This is a genomic window from Erwinia sp. V71 (genome assembly GCF_965644245.1).
Lineage (GTDB): Bacteria > Pseudomonadota > Gammaproteobacteria > Enterobacterales > Enterobacteriaceae > Erwinia.
In genome coordinates this window covers 1-16,380 of record NZ_CBFFRK010000045.1, presented here as the reverse complement: position 1 = coordinate 16,380, position 16,380 = coordinate 1, and the positions used below count along the sequence as shown (strand labels likewise).

At 55.1% G+C, this 16,380-nt stretch carries 17 protein-coding genes; 14 read left to right on the top strand and 3 right to left on the bottom strand.

The window, feature by feature from the left end; genetic code table 11:
• The first annotated feature begins 8 nt into the window (after positions 1 to 8).
• The 8 genes from hofQ to trpS all read left to right on the top strand — a co-directional run bounded on the left by hofQ (position 9) and on the right by trpS (position 7,731).
• Complete coding sequence (gene hofQ / locus ACSZO1_RS11585; protein WP_437612681.1) at positions 9 to 1,190, top strand: DNA uptake porin HofQ; 1,182 nt, start codon at positions 9 to 11, stop codon at positions 1,188 to 1,190.
• A gap of 471 nt (positions 1,191 to 1,661) precedes the next feature.
• On the top strand, positions 1,662 to 2,183 hold the full coding sequence (gene aroK / locus ACSZO1_RS11580) for a shikimate kinase AroK (RefSeq protein ID WP_437612656.1): 522 nt from the start codon (positions 1,662 to 1,664) through the stop codon (positions 2,181 to 2,183).
• Between the two features lie 55 nt (positions 2,184 to 2,238).
• Positions 2,239 to 3,327: a 3-dehydroquinate synthase gene (aroB, locus tag ACSZO1_RS11575; RefSeq protein WP_437612654.1), complete on the top strand. Its 1,089-nt coding sequence runs from the start codon at positions 2,239 to 2,241 to the stop codon at positions 3,325 to 3,327.
• 87 nt (positions 3,328 to 3,414) lie between these two features.
• The gene (locus ACSZO1_RS11570; protein ID WP_437612652.1) at positions 3,415 to 4,380 is read left to right on the top strand and encodes an SPOR domain-containing protein; all 966 of its coding nucleotides are present in this window, start codon (positions 3,415 to 3,417) and stop codon (positions 4,378 to 4,380) included.
• A 100-nt stretch (positions 4,381 to 4,480) separates the two neighbouring features.
• Complete coding sequence (gene dam / locus ACSZO1_RS11565) at positions 4,481 to 5,293, top strand: adenine-specific DNA-methyltransferase (RefSeq protein ID WP_437612679.1); 813 nt, start codon at positions 4,481 to 4,483, stop codon at positions 5,291 to 5,293.
• A 70-nt stretch (positions 5,294 to 5,363) separates the two neighbouring features.
• Entirely contained in the window at positions 5,364 to 6,047 is a 684-nt protein-coding gene (gene rpe / locus ACSZO1_RS11560; protein ID WP_437612650.1) for a ribulose-phosphate 3-epimerase, read from the top strand.
• Positions 6,031 to 6,708, top strand: a complete 678-nt coding sequence (locus tag ACSZO1_RS11555; protein ID WP_437612648.1) for a phosphoglycolate phosphatase — start codon at positions 6,031 to 6,033, stop codon at positions 6,706 to 6,708. Before rpe ends, ACSZO1_RS11555 begins: the two co-directional genes overlap by 17 nt.
• 18 nt (positions 6,709 to 6,726) lie before the next feature.
• Positions 6,727 to 7,731: a tryptophan--tRNA ligase gene (trpS, locus tag ACSZO1_RS11550; protein ID WP_437612646.1), complete on the top strand. Its 1,005-nt coding sequence runs from the start codon at positions 6,727 to 6,729 to the stop codon at positions 7,729 to 7,731.
• A gap of 93 nt (positions 7,732 to 7,824) precedes the next feature.
• Here trpS and tsgA read toward each other — a convergent pair whose 3' ends face one another.
• Positions 7,825 to 9,009 carry an MFS transporter TsgA gene (gene tsgA, locus ACSZO1_RS11545; protein ID WP_437612644.1) on the bottom strand — a complete coding sequence of 395 codons (1,185 nt, stop codon included), beginning with the start codon at positions 9,007 to 9,009 and terminating at the stop codon, positions 7,825 to 7,827.
• Between the two features lie 276 nt (positions 9,010 to 9,285).
• On the opposite strand from tsgA, the gene ppiA reads away from it, so the two are divergent.
• From ppiA to argD, 5 genes are all read left to right on the top strand, one after another.
• Positions 9,286 to 9,858 carry a peptidylprolyl isomerase A gene (ppiA, locus tag ACSZO1_RS11540; protein WP_437612642.1) on the top strand — a complete coding sequence of 191 codons (573 nt, stop codon included), beginning with the start codon at positions 9,286 to 9,288 and terminating at the stop codon, positions 9,856 to 9,858.
• 100 nt (positions 9,859 to 9,958) lie between these two features.
• Positions 9,959 to 10,129 (top strand): YhfG family protein, encoded by a 171-nt coding sequence (locus ACSZO1_RS11535; RefSeq protein WP_437612640.1) that lies wholly within the window; start codon positions 9,959 to 9,961, stop codon positions 10,127 to 10,129.
• A complete protein-coding gene (locus ACSZO1_RS11530; protein ID WP_437612638.1) occupies positions 10,119 to 10,712 on the top strand; it encodes a putative adenosine monophosphate-protein transferase Fic in 594 nt (197 codons plus the stop codon). Before ACSZO1_RS11535 ends, ACSZO1_RS11530 begins: the two co-directional genes overlap by 11 nt.
• 44 nt (positions 10,713 to 10,756) lie before the next feature.
• Complete coding sequence (locus tag ACSZO1_RS11525; RefSeq protein ID WP_437612636.1) at positions 10,757 to 11,332, top strand: aminodeoxychorismate synthase component II; 576 nt, start codon at positions 10,757 to 10,759, stop codon at positions 11,330 to 11,332.
• Positions 11,333 to 11,423: 91 nt separating this feature from the next.
• Entirely contained in the window at positions 11,424 to 12,644 is a 1,221-nt protein-coding gene (gene argD / locus ACSZO1_RS11520) for a bifunctional acetylornithine/succinyldiaminopimelate transaminase (protein ID WP_437612634.1), read from the top strand.
• A 40-nt stretch (positions 12,645 to 12,684) separates the two neighbouring features.
• Here argD and ACSZO1_RS11515 read toward each other — a convergent pair whose 3' ends face one another.
• Both ACSZO1_RS11515 and crp read right to left on the bottom strand, forming a co-directional pair.
• Positions 12,685 to 14,763 carry a YccS/YhfK family putative transporter gene (locus ACSZO1_RS11515; protein WP_437612632.1) on the bottom strand — a complete coding sequence of 693 codons (2,079 nt, stop codon included), beginning with the start codon at positions 14,761 to 14,763 and terminating at the stop codon, positions 12,685 to 12,687.
• 65 nt (positions 14,764 to 14,828) lie between these two features.
• A complete protein-coding gene (gene crp, locus ACSZO1_RS11510; RefSeq protein WP_017803012.1) occupies positions 14,829 to 15,461 on the bottom strand; it encodes a cAMP-activated global transcriptional regulator CRP in 633 nt (210 codons plus the stop codon).
• 311 nt (positions 15,462 to 15,772) lie between these two features.
• Between crp and ACSZO1_RS11505 the strand changes: the two genes are divergently transcribed.
• Complete coding sequence (locus tag ACSZO1_RS11505) at positions 15,773 to 16,177, top strand: OsmC family protein (RefSeq protein WP_437612629.1); 405 nt, start codon at positions 15,773 to 15,775, stop codon at positions 16,175 to 16,177.
• The last annotated feature ends 203 nt before the right edge of the window (positions 16,178 to 16,380 follow it).

The window sequence follows — 16,380 nt, the reverse complement described above, 5'->3', positions numbered from 1 at the left end:
ATGAAAAGATGATGATCGTGATGCTGCTGTTGCTGAGTCCTTCAGGGCGCAGCAGTGATACCGCCATTTCCCTGGCGTTTGATGATGCGCCTGTCGAGCAGGTATTGCAGGCACTGGCGGATTACCAGCAGCTAAATCTGATGGTGGCGCCAGGAGTGAGCGGTAAGCTTTCTCTGCGGCTGAAAGCGGTTTCCTGGAAGCAGGCGCTGGGTTTAATCACCCGTATGGCGCAGCTGACGGTTGAGACCGAAGGCAATGTGATGCTGGTGTATCCCGCCAGCTGGCAGCAGGAGAAGCAACAACGGGAAGCGCAGCGCGCCGAAGAGCAGCAACTGACATTGCCGCTGGAGACGCGTGTGCTGGCGCTGCTGCATGCGGATGCCACCAGTGTCAGCAACAGCCTGCTGGCGCAGCAGGCAAAGCTGATGACGCCGCGTGGCAGCGTAACGGTGGATACCCGCACCAACGCCTTATTGCTGCGGGATACCGCGGCTGCGCTGCAACAGACAGAACAGTGGGTGCGTGCGCTGGATGTACCGCTGGAACAGATCGAACTGGCGGCGCATATCGTCACCATCAGCGAGGATAATCTGCGCGAGCTGGGTGTCAGCTGGGGCGTGAGCAGCGAAGAGCAGATTACGCGCGCGCTGCGTGCCAGTCCTCGGGGCATCGATCTGGGTGTCAGCAAACCGACGTTTACCGCCGGATTCCATCTTGCCAGGCTGGATGGCCGTTTGCTCGACCTGGAACTGAGCGCGCTGGAACGTGAAAACCAGATTGAGATTATCGCCAGCCCGCGGCTGTTTACCTCACATCAGCAGCCTGCCAGCATCAAGCAGGGAACGGAGCTGCCGTATGAAGTGTCGAGTGGCAGTAACGGCTCGAGCACCATGGAGTTTAAGGAAGCCGTATTAGGCATGGAGGTGACGCCCAGCATCCAGCCCAACGGACGGATTATGCTGAAACTGCGTATCAGTCAGAACGTCCCCGGGCGCAACCTGCATGGCGGGGAGATAGAAGTATTAACCATCGACAAACAGGAAATCGAAACCCAGGTCATTCTGAAAGATGGCCAGACGCTGGCGCTGGGGGGTATTTTTCAGCAGGAGCGCGCCAGCGGGCGCGACAAAGTCCCCTTACTGGGTGATATCTCGCTGCTGGGCGCGCTGTTTCGCCATGATGTCCGCTAGCAGAAGCGCCGTGAGCTGGTGATTTTTATTACGCCACGCCTGGTTCGTGATGACTGATCTATTTTGCTGATAAATGCACCCCAGATGCAGGTTTTTTCGTTGATTGCTAACATATGCGTTTGACGCAAAGGCGGATTTAGCTTACAAGGTTTAGCGATTTTGCATCTCTGGACCTGGCGTCCAGGTGAGAAAGGCTGAAATGTGCCAATGCATAACCCGTTTTATATCGCGCTGCAGCAGCCCTGCGCTGCTGGTGACATCGGTCAGATAAATAAAGCGGACTGAAACGCGCCGAGACAAGCGCGCCATGAGCAGGCAATTTATTCGGTTGCCAAACTACCTTGAGTGTTGAGATAATTTTCCGTCTGACTCTTGCACTATCGCTCATGAGGTTTCAGTTCATGTCCCGCCAGCGTAATTATCGTTGCACGCGGGGTATCATCAACGAATTGTCTTAGTAATACCGAAAAAATGGCAGAGAAACGCAATATCTTTCTGGTTGGGCCTATGGGTGCCGGCAAAAGCACTATTGGTCGTCAGTTAGCTCAGCAACTCAATATGGAGTTTTTCGACTCTGATCAAGAAATTGAGCGACGTACCGGAGCGGATGTGGGCTGGGTGTTCGACGTTGAAGGTGAAGAAGGTTTTCGCGATCGCGAAGAAAAAGTCATCAATGAACTCACCGAAAAACAGGGCATTGTGCTGGCAACTGGCGGCGGCTCGGTTAAATCACGTGAAACCCGTAATCGTCTCTCCGCCCGCGGCGTAGTGGTGTATCTGGAAACCACGATCGAAAAGCAGCTGGCACGCACGCAGCGTGACAAAAAGCGTCCATTGCTGCAGGTGGATGAACCGCCACGTGAAGTGCTGGAAGCCCTAGCGAAAGAACGCAATCCACTGTACGAAGAAATTGCCGATGTGACGATTCGTACCGACGATCAGAGCGCCAAAGTGGTGGCGAACCAGATCATCAGCATGCTGGAAAAGAACTGATTAACGTCAATACCTGCCCTGATAACGGGCAACACAAATAGGGTTATACAGCGTCATGGAGAGGATCACCGTCACTCTGGGGGAAAGAAGTTACCCCATTACCATCGCTGCCGGACTGTTTAACGATCCGGCTTCTTTTTGGCCGCTGAAAGCGGGCGATCAGGTGATGCTGGTCACGAACCAGACGCTGGCTCCTCTCTATCTTGATAAGCTGCGTCATCTGCTGGAAAACGCTGGTGTGAAAGTCGACCAGGTGATTCTGCCGGATGGCGAGCAGTACAAAACCCTGGCGGTTATGGACCAGGTCTTTACCGCATTGCTGCAAAAACCGCACGGCCGTGATACCACTCTTGTCGCCCTTGGCGGCGGTGTGATTGGCGATTTGACCGGCTTTGCCGCCGCCAGTTATCAGCGTGGCGTGCGTTTTATCCAGGTGCCGACCACCCTGTTGTCACAGGTTGATTCCTCCGTCGGTGGCAAAACCGCCGTTAACCATCCCCTTGGCAAAAATATGATTGGCGCCTTCTACCAGCCTGCATCGGTAGTGGTCGATCTCGACTGTCTGCAGAGTCTGCCTGCGCGCGAACTGGCATCAGGGCTGGCGGAAGTGATCAAATACGGCATCATTCTCGATGGCGAGTTCTTTAACTGGCTGGAGCAGAATCTGGATGCCCTGCTGGCGCTGGATGGCGCGGCAATGGCGTATTGCATTCGTCGCTGCTGTGAGCTGAAAGCCGACGTGGTGGCCGCTGATGAGCGCGAAACCGGTCTGCGTGCCCTGCTGAACCTCGGCCATACTTATGGTCATGCGATTGAAGCGCATATGGGCTATGGCAACTGGCTGCATGGCGAAGCGGTGGCGGCGGGCATGGTGATGGCCGCGCGCACGGCGGAACGCCTGGGGCAGTTCAGCACGGCGGATACCGACCGTATTATTGCCCTGCTGACGCGTGCAGGCTTGCCGGTTAATGGACCGCAAGCAATGCAACCCAATGACTACCTGCCGCATATGATGCGCGATAAGAAAGTGCTGGCGGGCGAATTGCGTCTGGTGCTGCCGTGTGCAATTGGCAAAGCCGAAGTGCGTGCAGGCGTGGCACATGATATCGTGCTGGCAGCGATTCAGGATTGCCAGCAATCTTGAGATAAAGTCGGCAGTTGCCGAACTGAACAGGTTGTAAATACCGCGAACGGATGTGGTGGCGCATACCGTGAACGGGAGGAGGTTGAAATGGACGAGTTTAAACCGGAAGACGAGTTAAAACCTGATACCAGTGACCGGCGTCCGACGCGGCCACGCAAAACGTCTTCGGCACCGAAGATTGCCGTTTCCCGTCAGCATATGATGATGGGTATTGGTATTTTGGTGCTGTTACTGCTGGTGATTGGCATTGGTTCGGCGCTGAATGGCCCGAGCGAGAAGCCGCAGGGGCAGCAGGCGGCCAGTGGCATGGCTGGCAGCACGGGTGCGGAAAAGAGTATCGATCTTTCTGGTTCCACTTCCATGAGCGGTCAGGGCAGCGAAACGCAGCCAGCACCGTCAACGGCGGCCAATGCGCCCGCACAGAGCAGCGATGCCCAGCAGGCATTAAGCGGTTCACCGATTTCTTCGACGCCAACGCAGGCGCAGACGATCCCCGCTCCAGAGAACCAGCAGCGTGTTGAGCTGCCTGGCGATCTGAATAATGCGCTGGCATCGCAGCAGGATCAGGTTAACGCCGCCGCGCAGGGCGCCAGCAGCACGCTGCCAACCGCGCCGGCAACCGTGAGCGGTGCACAACCGCAGGCGGTGAAACCGCTGCAGCCACACCAGACGGCGCAGCATCCGGCTAGCACGCAGCCGCATAAAGTGGCACCGGCTAAACCTGCGGCCAGTAAGCCAGTGGAGAAAGCGAGCAAACCGGCAGCGACTGCCAGTCATGCCAGCGCGTCCACGCCGAGTGGCAACTACACGCTGCAGTTAAGCAGTGCCTCGCGTTCCGATACGCTGAACGCCTGGGCGAAAAAACAGAATCTGAACGGCTATCACGTGTATAAAACCACGCGTAATGGCCAGCCCTGGTATGTGCTGGTGAGCGGTTCTTACGCTACTCCAGCCGATGCCAAACGGGCGGTGGCTTCCCTGCCTGCTGAAGTGCGCGCCCAGAACCCCTGGGTGAAGCCAGTCAGCCAGGTGAAAAAAGAGTCCGTTAATTAATCAGCAGGGGCCGTGATGGCGCGGCCCCGGCATGACATTTGCGCGCAGAAATGCTGTCGGTCCATCCACAGCCAGAAGAATGAAAGTAACCAACGACGGCATGAAAAAAAATCGCGCTTTTTTGAAATGGGCGGGTGGCAAATACCCGCTGCTGGATGATATTCGACGTCATCTGCCGGAAGGTGACTGTCTGGTGGAACCCTTTGTGGGGGCAGGTTCGGTATTTCTCAATACCGATTACCCGCGCTACGTACTGGCGGATATCAACAGTGACCTGATTAACCTGTACAACATCGTCAAAACCCGCACCGACGAGTTTATCGCTGATGCCCGCCAGCTGTTTACCCCGCAGGCGAATGAGTCGGAGTTTTACTACGCGCGGCGCAACGAGTTTAACGCCAGCCGTGACCCGTACCAGCGTGGATTGTTGTTTATCTATCTTAATCGTCACTGCTACAACGGCTTGTGCCGTTATAACCTGAGCGGTGAATTCAATGTGCCGTTTGGCCGCTACCGCAAGCCGTATTTTCCTGAAGAGGAGCTGTACTGGTTTGCTGAGCGAGCACAAAAAGCGACCTTTGTCTGCGAATCTTACGATGTTACCCTGAACGCAGCGCGTGCGGGGTCGGTGGTGTATTGTGACCCGCCCTATGCGCCGCTGTCGGCGACGGCGAACTTTACCGCGTATCACACCAACAGCTTTAGCCTGCGTGAACAGCAGCATCTGGCGGAACTGGCGGCCAGACTGGCGCAGGAAAGCCGTATTCCGGTACTGATTTCTAACCATGATACTGCGCTGACACGCCAGTGGTATCAGGACGCCGTTCTGCATGTGGTAAAAGCGCGGCGCTCGATCAGCCGCAGTATTAATGGTCGCAGTAAAGTGGACGAACTACTGGCGCTGTATCGTTAACAGCGCGTTTTGTCCGCAATCTGACAATTGTCTCTGCGCCTGTGACAGACGCATAAACTGGGAGAAACGGATGAAACAATTTTTGCTGGCTCCATCGATTCTGGCGGCGGATTTTGCCCGTCTGGGCGAAGACACCGCCAAAGCGCTGGCAGCAGGCGGCGATGTGGTGCATTTCGATGTGATGGATAATCATTACGTCCCCAATCTGACGATGGGCCCGATGGTGCTGAAAGCGCTGCGCGACTACGGTATTACCGCGCCTATCGATGTGCATCTGATGGTGAAGCCGGTTGATCGTCTGATCCCGGATTTCGCCAAAGCTGGCGCGACTTATATCACCTTCCATCCTGAAGCCTCCGAACATGTCGACCGTACCCTGCAGCTGATTAAAGAGCACGGCTGCAAAGCGGGGCTGGTTCTCAACCCTGCGACTCCGCTGAACGTTCTCGAATACGTGATGGACAAGCTGGATATCATTCTGCTGATGTCCGTTAACCCGGGCTTTGGCGGCCAGTCGTTTATTCCCGGCACCCTGGATAAACTGCGCCAGGTACGCCAGCTGATTGATAACAGCGGCTACGATATTCGCCTGGAAGTGGATGGCGGCGTCAAGATCGACAATATTCGCGAAATCGCAGCGGCCGGGGCTGACATGTTTGTCGCCGGTTCCGCGATTTTTGGTCACCCTGACTATAAGAAAGTGATCGACGATATGCGTGCAGAACTGGAGAAAGCCAATGGCTCATTTCACTGATATTCGCGCTCTGGCATTTGACCTCGACGGTACGCTGGTGGACAGCGCGCCAGGCCTCGCCAGCGCAGTTGATCAGGCGTTACAGGCGATGCAGTTGCCGGCACCGGGTGTGGATCGTGTTGCCACCTGGATTGGCAATGGTGCCGATATTATGGTGGAGCGCGCACTGACGTGGGCGTTGCAGCAGGCACCGCAGGCAGACCAGATTCGTGATGCGCGCGTATTGTTTGATAAATATTATGCCGAGACGGTAGAGAGCGGCAGCCAGCTGTTCCCCCATGTCGCCGAAACGCTGGCTGCGCTGGCCGCACACAAACTGCCGCTGGCGGTGGTGACCAACAAGCCGACGCCATTTGTCGCGCCGCTGCTGCGCGCGCTGGGCATCGAGCAGCACTTTTCGCTGATTATCGGCGGTGATGACGTGGTGGCGAAAAAGCCGCACCCTGCGCCGCTGTTTCTGGTGCTGGGCAAGTTTGGTCTGCTGCCACAGGAGTTATTGTTTGTTGGTGATTCGCGCAATGATATTCTGGCGGCACAGGCGGCGGGTTGCCCCTGTGTGGGGATGACCTTCGGTTATAACTATGGTGAATCGATCACCACCAGTAATCCGGGCCTCGCTCTGGACGATTTCAACGATCTTCTGCCCGCATTAGGGCTGTAATTATCAGGACAGGAATGTATGAGCAAACCCATCGTATTTAGCGGCGCACAGCCTTCAGGTGAACTGACCATTGGTAACTACATGGGTGCGCTGCGTCAGTGGGTACAGATGCAGGACGATTTCCACTGCATTTACTGTATCGTCGATCTGCACGCTATCACTGTGCGTCAGGACCCGGTCGCGCTGCGCAAAGCCACACTGGATACGCTGGCGCTCTATCTGGCCTGCGGCATTGACCCGAAAAAAAGCACCATCTTCGTCCAGTCGCATGTGCCGGAGCACACGCAGCTGAGCTGGGTGCTGAACTGCTATGCCTACTTCGGCGAACTGAGCCGTATGACGCAGTTTAAGGACAAATCCGCGCGCTATGAAGAGAACATCAACGCCGGTCTGTTTGATTATCCGGTACTGATGGCGGCAGATATTCTGCTGTATCAGACCAATCAGGTGCCTGTGGGTGAAGATCAGAAGCAGCATCTGGAACTGAGCCGCGATATTGCTGCGCGCTTTAACGCCCTGTATGGCGACGTGTTTAAGATCCCTGAGCCGTTTATTCCGAAGTCTGGCGCACGCGTGATGTCACTGCTGGAGCCGACCAAGAAGATGTCCAAGTCTGACGATAACCGTAATAACGTTATCGGCCTGCTGGAAGATCCGAAGTCGGTGGTGAAAAAGATTAAACGTGCTGTCACTGACTCCGAAGAGCCGCCAGTAGTGCGCTATGACGTGAAAGAGAAGGCCGGGGTATCAAACCTGCTGGATATTCTCTCTGGCGTCACCGGCAAGACCATTGCTGAGCTGGAGCAGGAGTTCGACGGCAAAATGTATGGTCACCTGAAAGGTGCGGTCGCGGATGCGGTATCTGGCATGCTGACTGAGCTGCAGGAGCGTTTCCATACTTACCGTAACGATGAAGCTTTCCTTGAGCAGGTGATGCGTGAGGGCGCGGAAAAAGCGCGTGCGCTGGCACAGCCGACGCTGAGCAAAGTGTATGAAGCGGTAGGATTTGTCGCGAAGCCGTAAGTGATTGTGATGAAAAAAGCCCGGTTATGACCGGGCTTTTTTTATTGTCTCATCCCGCCTGCTCCAGTGAAAGAGGCGCGGGGCGGAGGGCAATTAGTGCGCTGCCGCATGCCCATGCTGGCGATGCTTAGTGACAAAGCCCAGCAGCAGACACATCACAAACACCACCGCATACAGGCCATTCGCCGTTGCCAGCGCAGCATGTGCGCCACCTGTCGCCACAATCGGGCCGGTAACCACGAAGGTCAGCATGGTGCCAACGGTGCCGCAGGTCAGAATAAAGTTCACCAGCTTTGGTGAAGAGACTTTGGTCTGCTGCGAGCCCAGCGTAATGATGGTGGTGTAGATGGCGCTGGAGCCGAAGCCAAGCGCGATAATAATCCACTTCAGCATTGCCGCATCGCTGCTGCTGACAAACCAGTACATCAGCAGGGTTGCCAGCGCGGCCAGCAGCGTCAGGATACGTTGCAGGTCGAAGAAGCGCAGCACAAAGCTGAACACCCACATACCCACCATATAGGCAGTCCAGAAGTTACCGACCAGCTGACCGGCAGCGACGATATCCATGCCCATGGTTTTGGTGGCGTACTCTGGCACCCAGGAGATAAAGCCCAGCTGACCGAGGATGTAGCACAGTGCGGCAACTGACAGGAACAGTACGCCGACGCCCCATTTCTCTTTGTTGACCGGTTGGTCGTCATGCGCTTTTTTACCCAGTACCGGGAAGTCAGTTTTCAGCGACAGAATAAAGATGGCGACATAAATCAGACCGATGCAGGCGTAGACCCAGTACCACGGCAGCTGGCGCGCCAGCAGCACGCCGGCAATAATCGGGAACACGGTGCCCGCCATGCTGAAGAAGGAGTCGGTAAACAGCAGGCGTGCGCCGCGCTGACGTCCTTCATACAGATGCGTGATCAGGAAAGTACCGATCGACATGGTGATACCACTCACCACACCCAGCACAAACATACACAGTGAGAACACGCTCAGGCTGTGGCTGGTCATCAGGCCTGCCACCGCAAGGATCATCAGCACAAAGCCGAAGATCAGCTGGCGTTTCAGAGGAATAATTTCCATCAGCCAGGCGTTGAGGAACACGGCGGCGAGGATGCCAGCGTTCAGGAAGGTAAAGGTATTGCTCATTTGCGATACCGGCATCTGGAAATAGTCAGCGATATTGCCCAGCACCATCCCGGTCACAATCACCAGGGCACCGGTCAGTGCATAGGAGAAAAAGCTAATCCAGGTAAGCGCAATGCGGTTACGATTTGTCATGTTGGAGACCTGTGGAGTCAATGGAACCTGTGGCGATTAAGCTCAGGGGAAGCAGCAGAATTGTAAAGTTATCTGTGACGGGTTTAAATCTTTATTGCAAACGTTTTCGTAGTTTTCACATTTAGTGTGACGTCGATCACCAATTGAGCGTGCGACACCGCATCTTATTGACGTTGTGGGCTAAGTAAATATAGGTAAAACACTGGCTCTTACATAACAGGCTCTTTAGAATCAATGTCGGTTTTTGTGCCTGTGGCCCCCAGTAAGGAATCGTTCATGTTGAAAAGTACTCTGACAGCGGTTGCGACCGTTTTTGCGCTGTCCACTATTGCCACCTCCGCCTTCGCTGCGAAAGGTGATACGCACGTCCTGTTAACCACTTCGGCTGGCAATATCGAACTCGAACTTGATAATCAAAAAGCCCCGATTTCGGTGAAGAACTTTGTTGATTACGTGAATAACGGTTTTTATAACAACACCACTTTCCATCGTGTGATCCCAGGCTTTATGGTGCAGGGCGGTGGTTTTACGCAAGATATGCAGCAGAAAGCGGTGAACGCGCCGATTAAAAATGAAGCGGATAACGGTCTGCGCAACACCCGCGGCACCATTGCGATGGCGCGTACTGCCGAGAAAGACAGCGCGACCAGCCAGTTCTTTATCAACGCTGCGGACAATGCCTTCCTCGACCACGGGCAGCGTGATTTCGGTTATGCGGTATTTGGTAAAGTGGTGAAAGGCATGGATGTTGCCGACAAAATTTCTCAGGTGAAAACCGAGAATATTGGGCCTTATCAGAATGTGCCAAGCAAACCGATTGTGATCCTCTCCGCTAAAGTCCTGCCGTAATCTTTCCGCCGCCGCTCAGCGGCGGCCTGCTTTTCACCTCCGGCAGAGCTGGCGTTTGCTGCATATACTTACAGCAGACCCAACCGGCCACGGAGGTTCAATGAACAAGAAGCTGACCGATAAGCAGAAAGCCGCGCTCTGGGCGCAGCAGCAGAATGCCAATTTTCAGGCCAGCACGCGTCTGGAAGGCTATGACAGCGAGCTGGTCACGCTGTCTCCGGCGGAAGTGGCGCAACGCCTGCAGGCGTTGAGGAGGCACTATGAGCGCTAACGCCATGTCTGCACGCGACCCCTATTACTGGCAGGACATCAGCGTGCTGAAGAACCGACTGCAAATCCGCGAAGCGCAGCGGCTGCAGCAGGCTGAGCTGGAGTTCAGTGCCCTGCGCGCAGCCACCATCGAACTCAGTACGCCGAATTTTGGTCTGCCCTTCCTCTGTGCTCTGCATCGTACTTTATTCCAGGATGTCTATGACTGGGCCGGGCAGCTGCGCAAGATCGATATCTGGATCGATAACACCCCGTTCTGCCATTTCGAATACCTTGAAAAGCAGGGTAATACGCTGATGGCGGCGCTGAATGCGGAAAACAACCTTACCGGGCTGGATGTCGAGCCGTTTATTGCCCGTCTGGCGCACTACTACTGTGAAATTAATATGTTGCACCCGTTCCGGGAAGGCAATGGCCGGGCGCAGAGACTGTTCTTCGAACAGCTGGCGCTGCATGCGGGTTATCTGATTGACTGGCGACACGTTGAGCGTGAGGAGTGGCTGCAGGCCAATCGCGCGGGCGTCGGCGGCGATCTGCAGGGACTGACGGATATCTTCCGCAAAGTGGTAAGCACGCCGGAGTAAGGTGCTAGAATGGCGGCCTGTTTCGAGTTGTGCCCGGATTCCGCATGCTGCTGCTTATCGATAACTACGATTCCTTTACCTGGAATCTCTACCAATATTTCTGCGAACTGGGCAGTGATGTCTGCGTGCGCCGCAATGATGAGATCACGCTGGATGAGATCGCGGCGTTGCGGCCCGATCATCTGGTGATCTCGCCGGGTCCCTGTACGCCGGATGAATCCGGTATTTCGCTGGAAGCCATTCGCCATTTTGCCGGAACATTACCGATTCTGGGGGTCTGCCTCGGTCATCAGGCGATTGCACAGGCTTTTGGTGGCCGGGTGGTGCGCGCACGTCAGGTCATGCATGGCAAAACGTCGGCGATTGAACACAATGACGGTGGCGTGTTTGCCGGCTTAAATCATCCGCTGACCGTCACGCGTTACCATTCACTGATCGTCGAGCGTGATTCCCTGCCGGAATGCTTTGACGTGACCGCCTGGAGCCTGCGTGACGGGCAGCCGGACGAGATTATGGGCTTCCGCCATCGCACGCTGCCGCTGGAAGGGGTGCAGTTTCACCCGGAGAGTATTCTCAGCGAGCAGGGGCATCAGTTACTGGCTAATTTCCTGAAAGGGTAAATTTGCGTTTGCCTTTGAGTGATTTTTTATGCATATTTTGTGAGTAAAATTTCACATATCCATCGCGACAAAGATAAAGAAGAGGTAGTGAATGGCAACGGACAATACGCAGGTAACACGCGCCACATTCGATGAAGTGATTCTGCCGGTGTTTGCCCCGGCGCAGTTTGTGCCGGTAAAAGGCAAGGGCAGCCGCGTGTGGGATCAGCAGGGTAAAGAGTATATCGATTTTGCTGGCGGCATTGCGGTGACGGCACTGGGCCACTGCCATCCGGCGCTGGTGGAAACGCTGAAAACGCAGGGTGAAACCCTGTGGCATATCAGCAACGTCTTTACTAACGAGCCGACACTGCGTCTGGCCAGCAAACTGATCAAGGCCACGTTTGCCGGTCGCGTGTTCTTTGCTAACTCCGGTGCTGAAGCGAATGAAGCGGCATTTAAACTGGCGCGCTACTACGCCAGCAAAACCCACAGCCCGTACAAAAGCAAAATCATTGCTTTCCATAACGCTTTCCATGGCCGCACCCTGTTCACTGTGTCGGTAGGCGGGCAGCCAAAATACTCCGATGGTTTCGGTCCTAAACCGGCCGATATCGTGCATGTGCCGTTTAACGACCTGGCGGCGGTGAAAGCGGTGATTGACGATCACACCTGCGCCATCGTCGTCGAGCCGATTCAGGGGGAAGGTGGTGTCACCGCGGCGACGCAGGAATTTATCGAAGGTCTGCGTGCCCTGTGTGATGAACATCAGGCATTGCTGGTGTTTGATGAAGTACAGAGCGGTATGGGACGCAGCGGCAAGCTGTTTGCTTACGAACACTATAGCGTGCAGCCGGACATCCTTACCACGGCTAAAGCGCTGGGTGGCGGTTTCCCGGTCAGTGCGATGCTGACCACTCAGGAGATTGCCGCTACCATGGCGCCGGGCGTGCATGGCACCACCTATGGTGGTAACCCGTTAGCCTGCGCGATCGCGGAAACCTCTCTGGACATTATCAACACCCCTGAGGTGCTGAATGGCGTGGAAACCCGTCGTCAGCAGTTCGTCAGCGCGCTGAAAGCGCTGGACGCTGAGCTGGATGTGTTTAGCGAAATCCGGGGTAAAGGGCTGCTGGTTGGCGCCGAGCTGAAGCCGCAACATGCGGGTAAAGCGCGCGATATTTTGCACGCCGCGGCAGAGCAGGGACTGATGATCCTGAATGCCGGTAATGATGTGATCCGTTTTACCCCGTCGCTGATCATCGAGCCGACCGATATCGCCGAAGGTATGGCGCGCTTTGCCACCGCTGTTAAACAGGTGCTGGCGAAATAACCCGCCGCGCAACGTCCCTCATCAGTGAGGGACGTTCACCTCACGATTTGCGCAGTTTGCGGATAATCCAGCGTCCATGCTGCGGCCGCTGACGCCATGCCAGTGATGAGATAGTATGCATCACGCTGAGATGACCGAGAATGCGCTGCAGATGACGTTCCAGAATCGTTGTCGGGCCGGTTTGCGGCTCGTCGCGTGCTTCCAGAATATTGGTGTCCGAACCCGGACCATCATACTCCAGCCGCTGCTGGCAGCGTTGCAGGGCGATTTCACACGATTGCAGATAACGCTGCGCCAGTTCAGGCGTCAGCATGGTATGTTCGCGCGCCAGGATGGTCATGGCATTAAGATGCTCGACGATAAACTGGCTGTGTGTCACCCACAGTTTCATATCCGCCAGATAACGGTCATTAAAGGCCGGTTCCTGCATTGACTGGTTGAGTGAGTTAAACAGCGTGTTGTGCGCCTGGTTGACGCGCATACGTTGATAAGCCAGCTTATCGGCACTTTGCTCGCTACCCAGCAGCATCTGCAGGGCTTCCTGGTATGCCTCCAGCGCATCATGGGCATTCTGCCGCATCAAACCGCTTTGCCACTGCGGCCACAGCCACACCATCCCGCCGAAGGCGATCAGGCAGCCCATCACTGTATCCAGCAGGCGCGGCAGCAGAAATGCCCGCGCGCCATCCAGCGACAGCAACTGCAATGAGTACACTGCCGTCACAGTAAAACCGATGGTGGCCCAGCCATAGGCCTTGCGGATAAACAGATAGCTCACCAGGGTAATGATCAGCATCGCCAGCAGCACCCAGGGTTCTGCCACCTGGAAACGCAGCGTCGCGGCGGCAATGATCAGCCCCGCCAGCGTACCCAGCGCACGGTGCTGGATACGTACCCGCGTGGCGTTATAGCCATTCTGACTGACAAACATAATCGTCATCAGTATCCAGTACGGCTTGGGAATATTGAAGAATAGCGCCAGTGAGCTGCCAAACATCAGCATCACCGCGAAGCGACCGGCGGTACGCAGCGCGGGGGATTTGAACGAGAGATAGCTGAGCAGGGCGCGCAGTACCGGCAGCCGCCGCTGACGGTCCTCCATCAAATCGCGGCGATAGAGTGGCCGCTGAGTGCGTAACACACGCGCAATACGGCTGAAGTGATACCAGCAAAAATGGCCGACCGGATTATCGTGATGCTGGCGCGCGATTTTCTCCAGCGCGCGCAGCTGTTTGTCCATACTGAAACGCGTCGGCAGGCGGTGATAGAGAATGTCATCGGCCAGCTGACGCAGGCGTGCGGCAATCACCTGCGCGTTCCAGCGGATCACCGCTTCAGCGTGGCTTTTTTCCACCAGTTTCTGCACTTCTTCCGGCTGATGCAGACTGACGGCGATATGCTCCTGCAGATCCAGCGCCACCTGAAAGGCGCGCATCAGCCGTTTATGGCTGTTATCGCGGTTCGCTGCCAGCATATGCATCTGCTGGTAGCTGGTGGTGATCAGGTCGATGGCTTTCTGCTGGCGCGCCAGCAACGGCGGCAGCGCTTTTTCCGGATCAGTCAGCCGGGTCAGCAGGCTGTACTTGGCATCGCAGTAATCCGCCAGTTCGCGATACAGCAAGCTGAGTGATTCACGCAGCGGCTGCTCTTTCCACAGCCAGAACCAGAACCAGTTGAACACGCCATACCAGATGGTGCCGAGAATATAGAGCAGCGGCGGCTGCCAGACCGGCATATTGCCGACCAGACTGAGGGTAAAGATTGCCGCAATCAGTGATGCCGGCAACAGGCGGGCGTGCAACGGGCTCATTTCGCCCGTGACACCGAGCAGCAGCGCCATGGCGAATAAAATCACCGGCAACGGTATCTGCTGGAACGACAGCCACTGGATCAGCAGACTGCTGATGGCAAACAGGCTGCCGCCAATAATCAGGCGCTTAAAGAAGCGTTTATGCGGAGTATCGAGACCGGCAATATTGCAACAGGCGGGCACTAACGAGAACAGCAAACCTTGCTGTAAACCACCGAGCAGCAGACCAATGGCGACAGGCAAACACAACACCAGCGTCTGGCGCAGTGCGTAGTTTACTTCGGGGTGATAGATGATTCTCCGCCACATCTGCATATCAGGGGATAAAAAAACGGCGCGATAGCCAGTGCTTCACGCCGTTAGTTTAGTATGGATTAACGTGTACCGTAGACGACAATCGTTTTACCGTGTGCGGAAATCAGGTTTTGATCTTCCAGCATTTTCAGAATACGGCCAACGGTCTCACGTGAGCAGCCAACGATCTGGCCGATCTCCTGACGGGTAATTTTGATCTGCATGCCGTCCGGATGCGTCATCGCATCTGGCTGTTTCGCCAGGTTCAGCAGGGTTTGCGCGATGCGACCTGTCACATCGAGGAAAGCTAAATTGCCCACTTTCTCGGACGTGACCTGCAGACGGCGCGCCATCTGTGAAGAGAGACGCATCAAAATATCCGGGTTGACCTGAATCAGCTGGCGGAATTTTTTATAAGAAATTTCAGCGACTTCACAGGCTGTTTTGGCTCTTACCCAGGCACTGCGCTCCTGGCCTTCTTCGAAAAGACCAAGTTCGCCAATAAAATCGCCCTGGTTAAGGTAGGAGAGGATCATCTCTTTGCCTTCTTCATCCTTGATCAACACGGCGACCGCACCTTTAACGATGTAGTAGAGCGTTTCAGCTTTTTCGCCCTGATGGATCAGCGTGCTTTTGGATGGATATTTGTGAATATGGCAATGTGACAGGAACCATTCAAGAGTCGGGTCTGTTTGCGGTTTGCCGAGAACCATTCGCTTTTATCCTCTGTTGTAATCGTGCCCTAAATACAGGGAGGATTCCTTCCCTGCAGGCGTTGAAATATTCAAGCGTTTTCCTGATCAGGAAAGTTGTCCGGGCTTCTGTTCAGAGCATAGCTCATAATATTGTCCCGCTTTCGTCGTGCTTATCGATGCCGACGAAAATATTACAGCTTTGTTTGTAGCACAGCTTTCGATAAGTGTCTCCTGTTGTCTCGCTTCAGCATGACTTGCGTCGCTCCTGATTGCCTTTTTCTGCCTAAAGCGTACTCTGACGTTAACTGAATGAATTCGAGGATATTGTTATGCAGGCACGAGTGAAGTGGGTGGAAGGTTTAACATTTTTAGGAGAATCCGCATCCGGTCACCAGGTGCTGATGGATGGCAACTCCGGCGATAAAGCACCAAGCCCGATGGAAATGGTATTGATGGCGGCAGGCGGCTGCAGTGCGATCGATGTGGTATCCATTCTGCAAAAGGGCCGCAACGATGTGACCGATTGTGAAGTCAAACTGACCTCTGAACGCCGTGAAGAGGCGCCACGGATTTTTACCCATATTAATCTGCACTTTATCGTTAAGGGTAAAGGACTGGGCGATAAGGCGGTGGCGCGTGCGGTGGATCTGTCGGCTGAGAAATATTGCTCGGTGGCGATTATGCTGGGTAAAGGGGTTGAGATCACGCATAGCTATGAAGTGGTGGAGCTTTAAGTGTGGCTACGGGCAGGACTGTGAAAGGTCCTGCCGGGCTGAGATATTGCGTGTTAATTACTGCCATTATGTATAATTCGGTATTCCAGCTCACCCCTGCGGCGTATTTTATTGGTTGCATCGTATTTAAGGAAGGTGCGATTTAATCGTCAATTATGAGAACATAACCCTTTCTTTGACATAGACTTTTCACGATGCCCGCT

Coding starts and splice junctions, on each gene's coding strand:
- ACSZO1_RS11570 (WP_437612652.1), top strand. CDS start 3,415: ATGGACGAGTTTAAACCGGAAGACGAGTTAAAACCTGATACCAGTGAC.
- argD (WP_437612634.1), top strand. CDS start 11,424: ATGGCAACGGACAATACGCAGGTAACACGCGCCACATTCGATGAAGTG.
- crp (WP_017803012.1), bottom strand. CDS start 15,461: ATGGTTCTCGGCAAACCGCAAACAGACCCGACTCTTGAATGGTTCCTG.
- aroB (WP_437612654.1), top strand. CDS start 2,239: ATGGAGAGGATCACCGTCACTCTGGGGGAAAGAAGTTACCCCATTACC.
- ACSZO1_RS11515 (WP_437612632.1), bottom strand. CDS start 14,763: ATGTGGCGGAGAATCATCTATCACCCCGAAGTAAACTACGCACTGCGC.
- hofQ (WP_437612681.1), top strand. CDS start 9: ATGATGATCGTGATGCTGCTGTTGCTGAGTCCTTCAGGGCGCAGCAGT.
- ACSZO1_RS11525 (WP_437612636.1), top strand. CDS start 10,757: ATGCTGCTGCTTATCGATAACTACGATTCCTTTACCTGGAATCTCTAC.
- ACSZO1_RS11505 (WP_437612629.1), top strand. CDS start 15,773: ATGCAGGCACGAGTGAAGTGGGTGGAAGGTTTAACATTTTTAGGAGAA.
- ACSZO1_RS11530 (WP_437612638.1), top strand. CDS start 10,119: ATGAGCGCTAACGCCATGTCTGCACGCGACCCCTATTACTGGCAGGAC.
- ACSZO1_RS11535 (WP_437612640.1), top strand. CDS start 9,959: ATGAACAAGAAGCTGACCGATAAGCAGAAAGCCGCGCTCTGGGCGCAG.
- trpS (WP_437612646.1), top strand. CDS start 6,727: ATGAGCAAACCCATCGTATTTAGCGGCGCACAGCCTTCAGGTGAACTG.
- ppiA (WP_437612642.1), top strand. CDS start 9,286: ATGTTGAAAAGTACTCTGACAGCGGTTGCGACCGTTTTTGCGCTGTCC.
- ACSZO1_RS11555 (WP_437612648.1), top strand. CDS start 6,031: ATGGCTCATTTCACTGATATTCGCGCTCTGGCATTTGACCTCGACGGT.
- rpe (WP_437612650.1), top strand. CDS start 5,364: ATGAAACAATTTTTGCTGGCTCCATCGATTCTGGCGGCGGATTTTGCC.
- dam (WP_437612679.1), top strand. CDS start 4,481: ATGAAAAAAAATCGCGCTTTTTTGAAATGGGCGGGTGGCAAATACCCG.
- aroK (WP_437612656.1), top strand. CDS start 1,662: ATGGCAGAGAAACGCAATATCTTTCTGGTTGGGCCTATGGGTGCCGGC.
- tsgA (WP_437612644.1), bottom strand. CDS start 9,009: ATGACAAATCGTAACCGCATTGCGCTTACCTGGATTAGCTTTTTCTCC.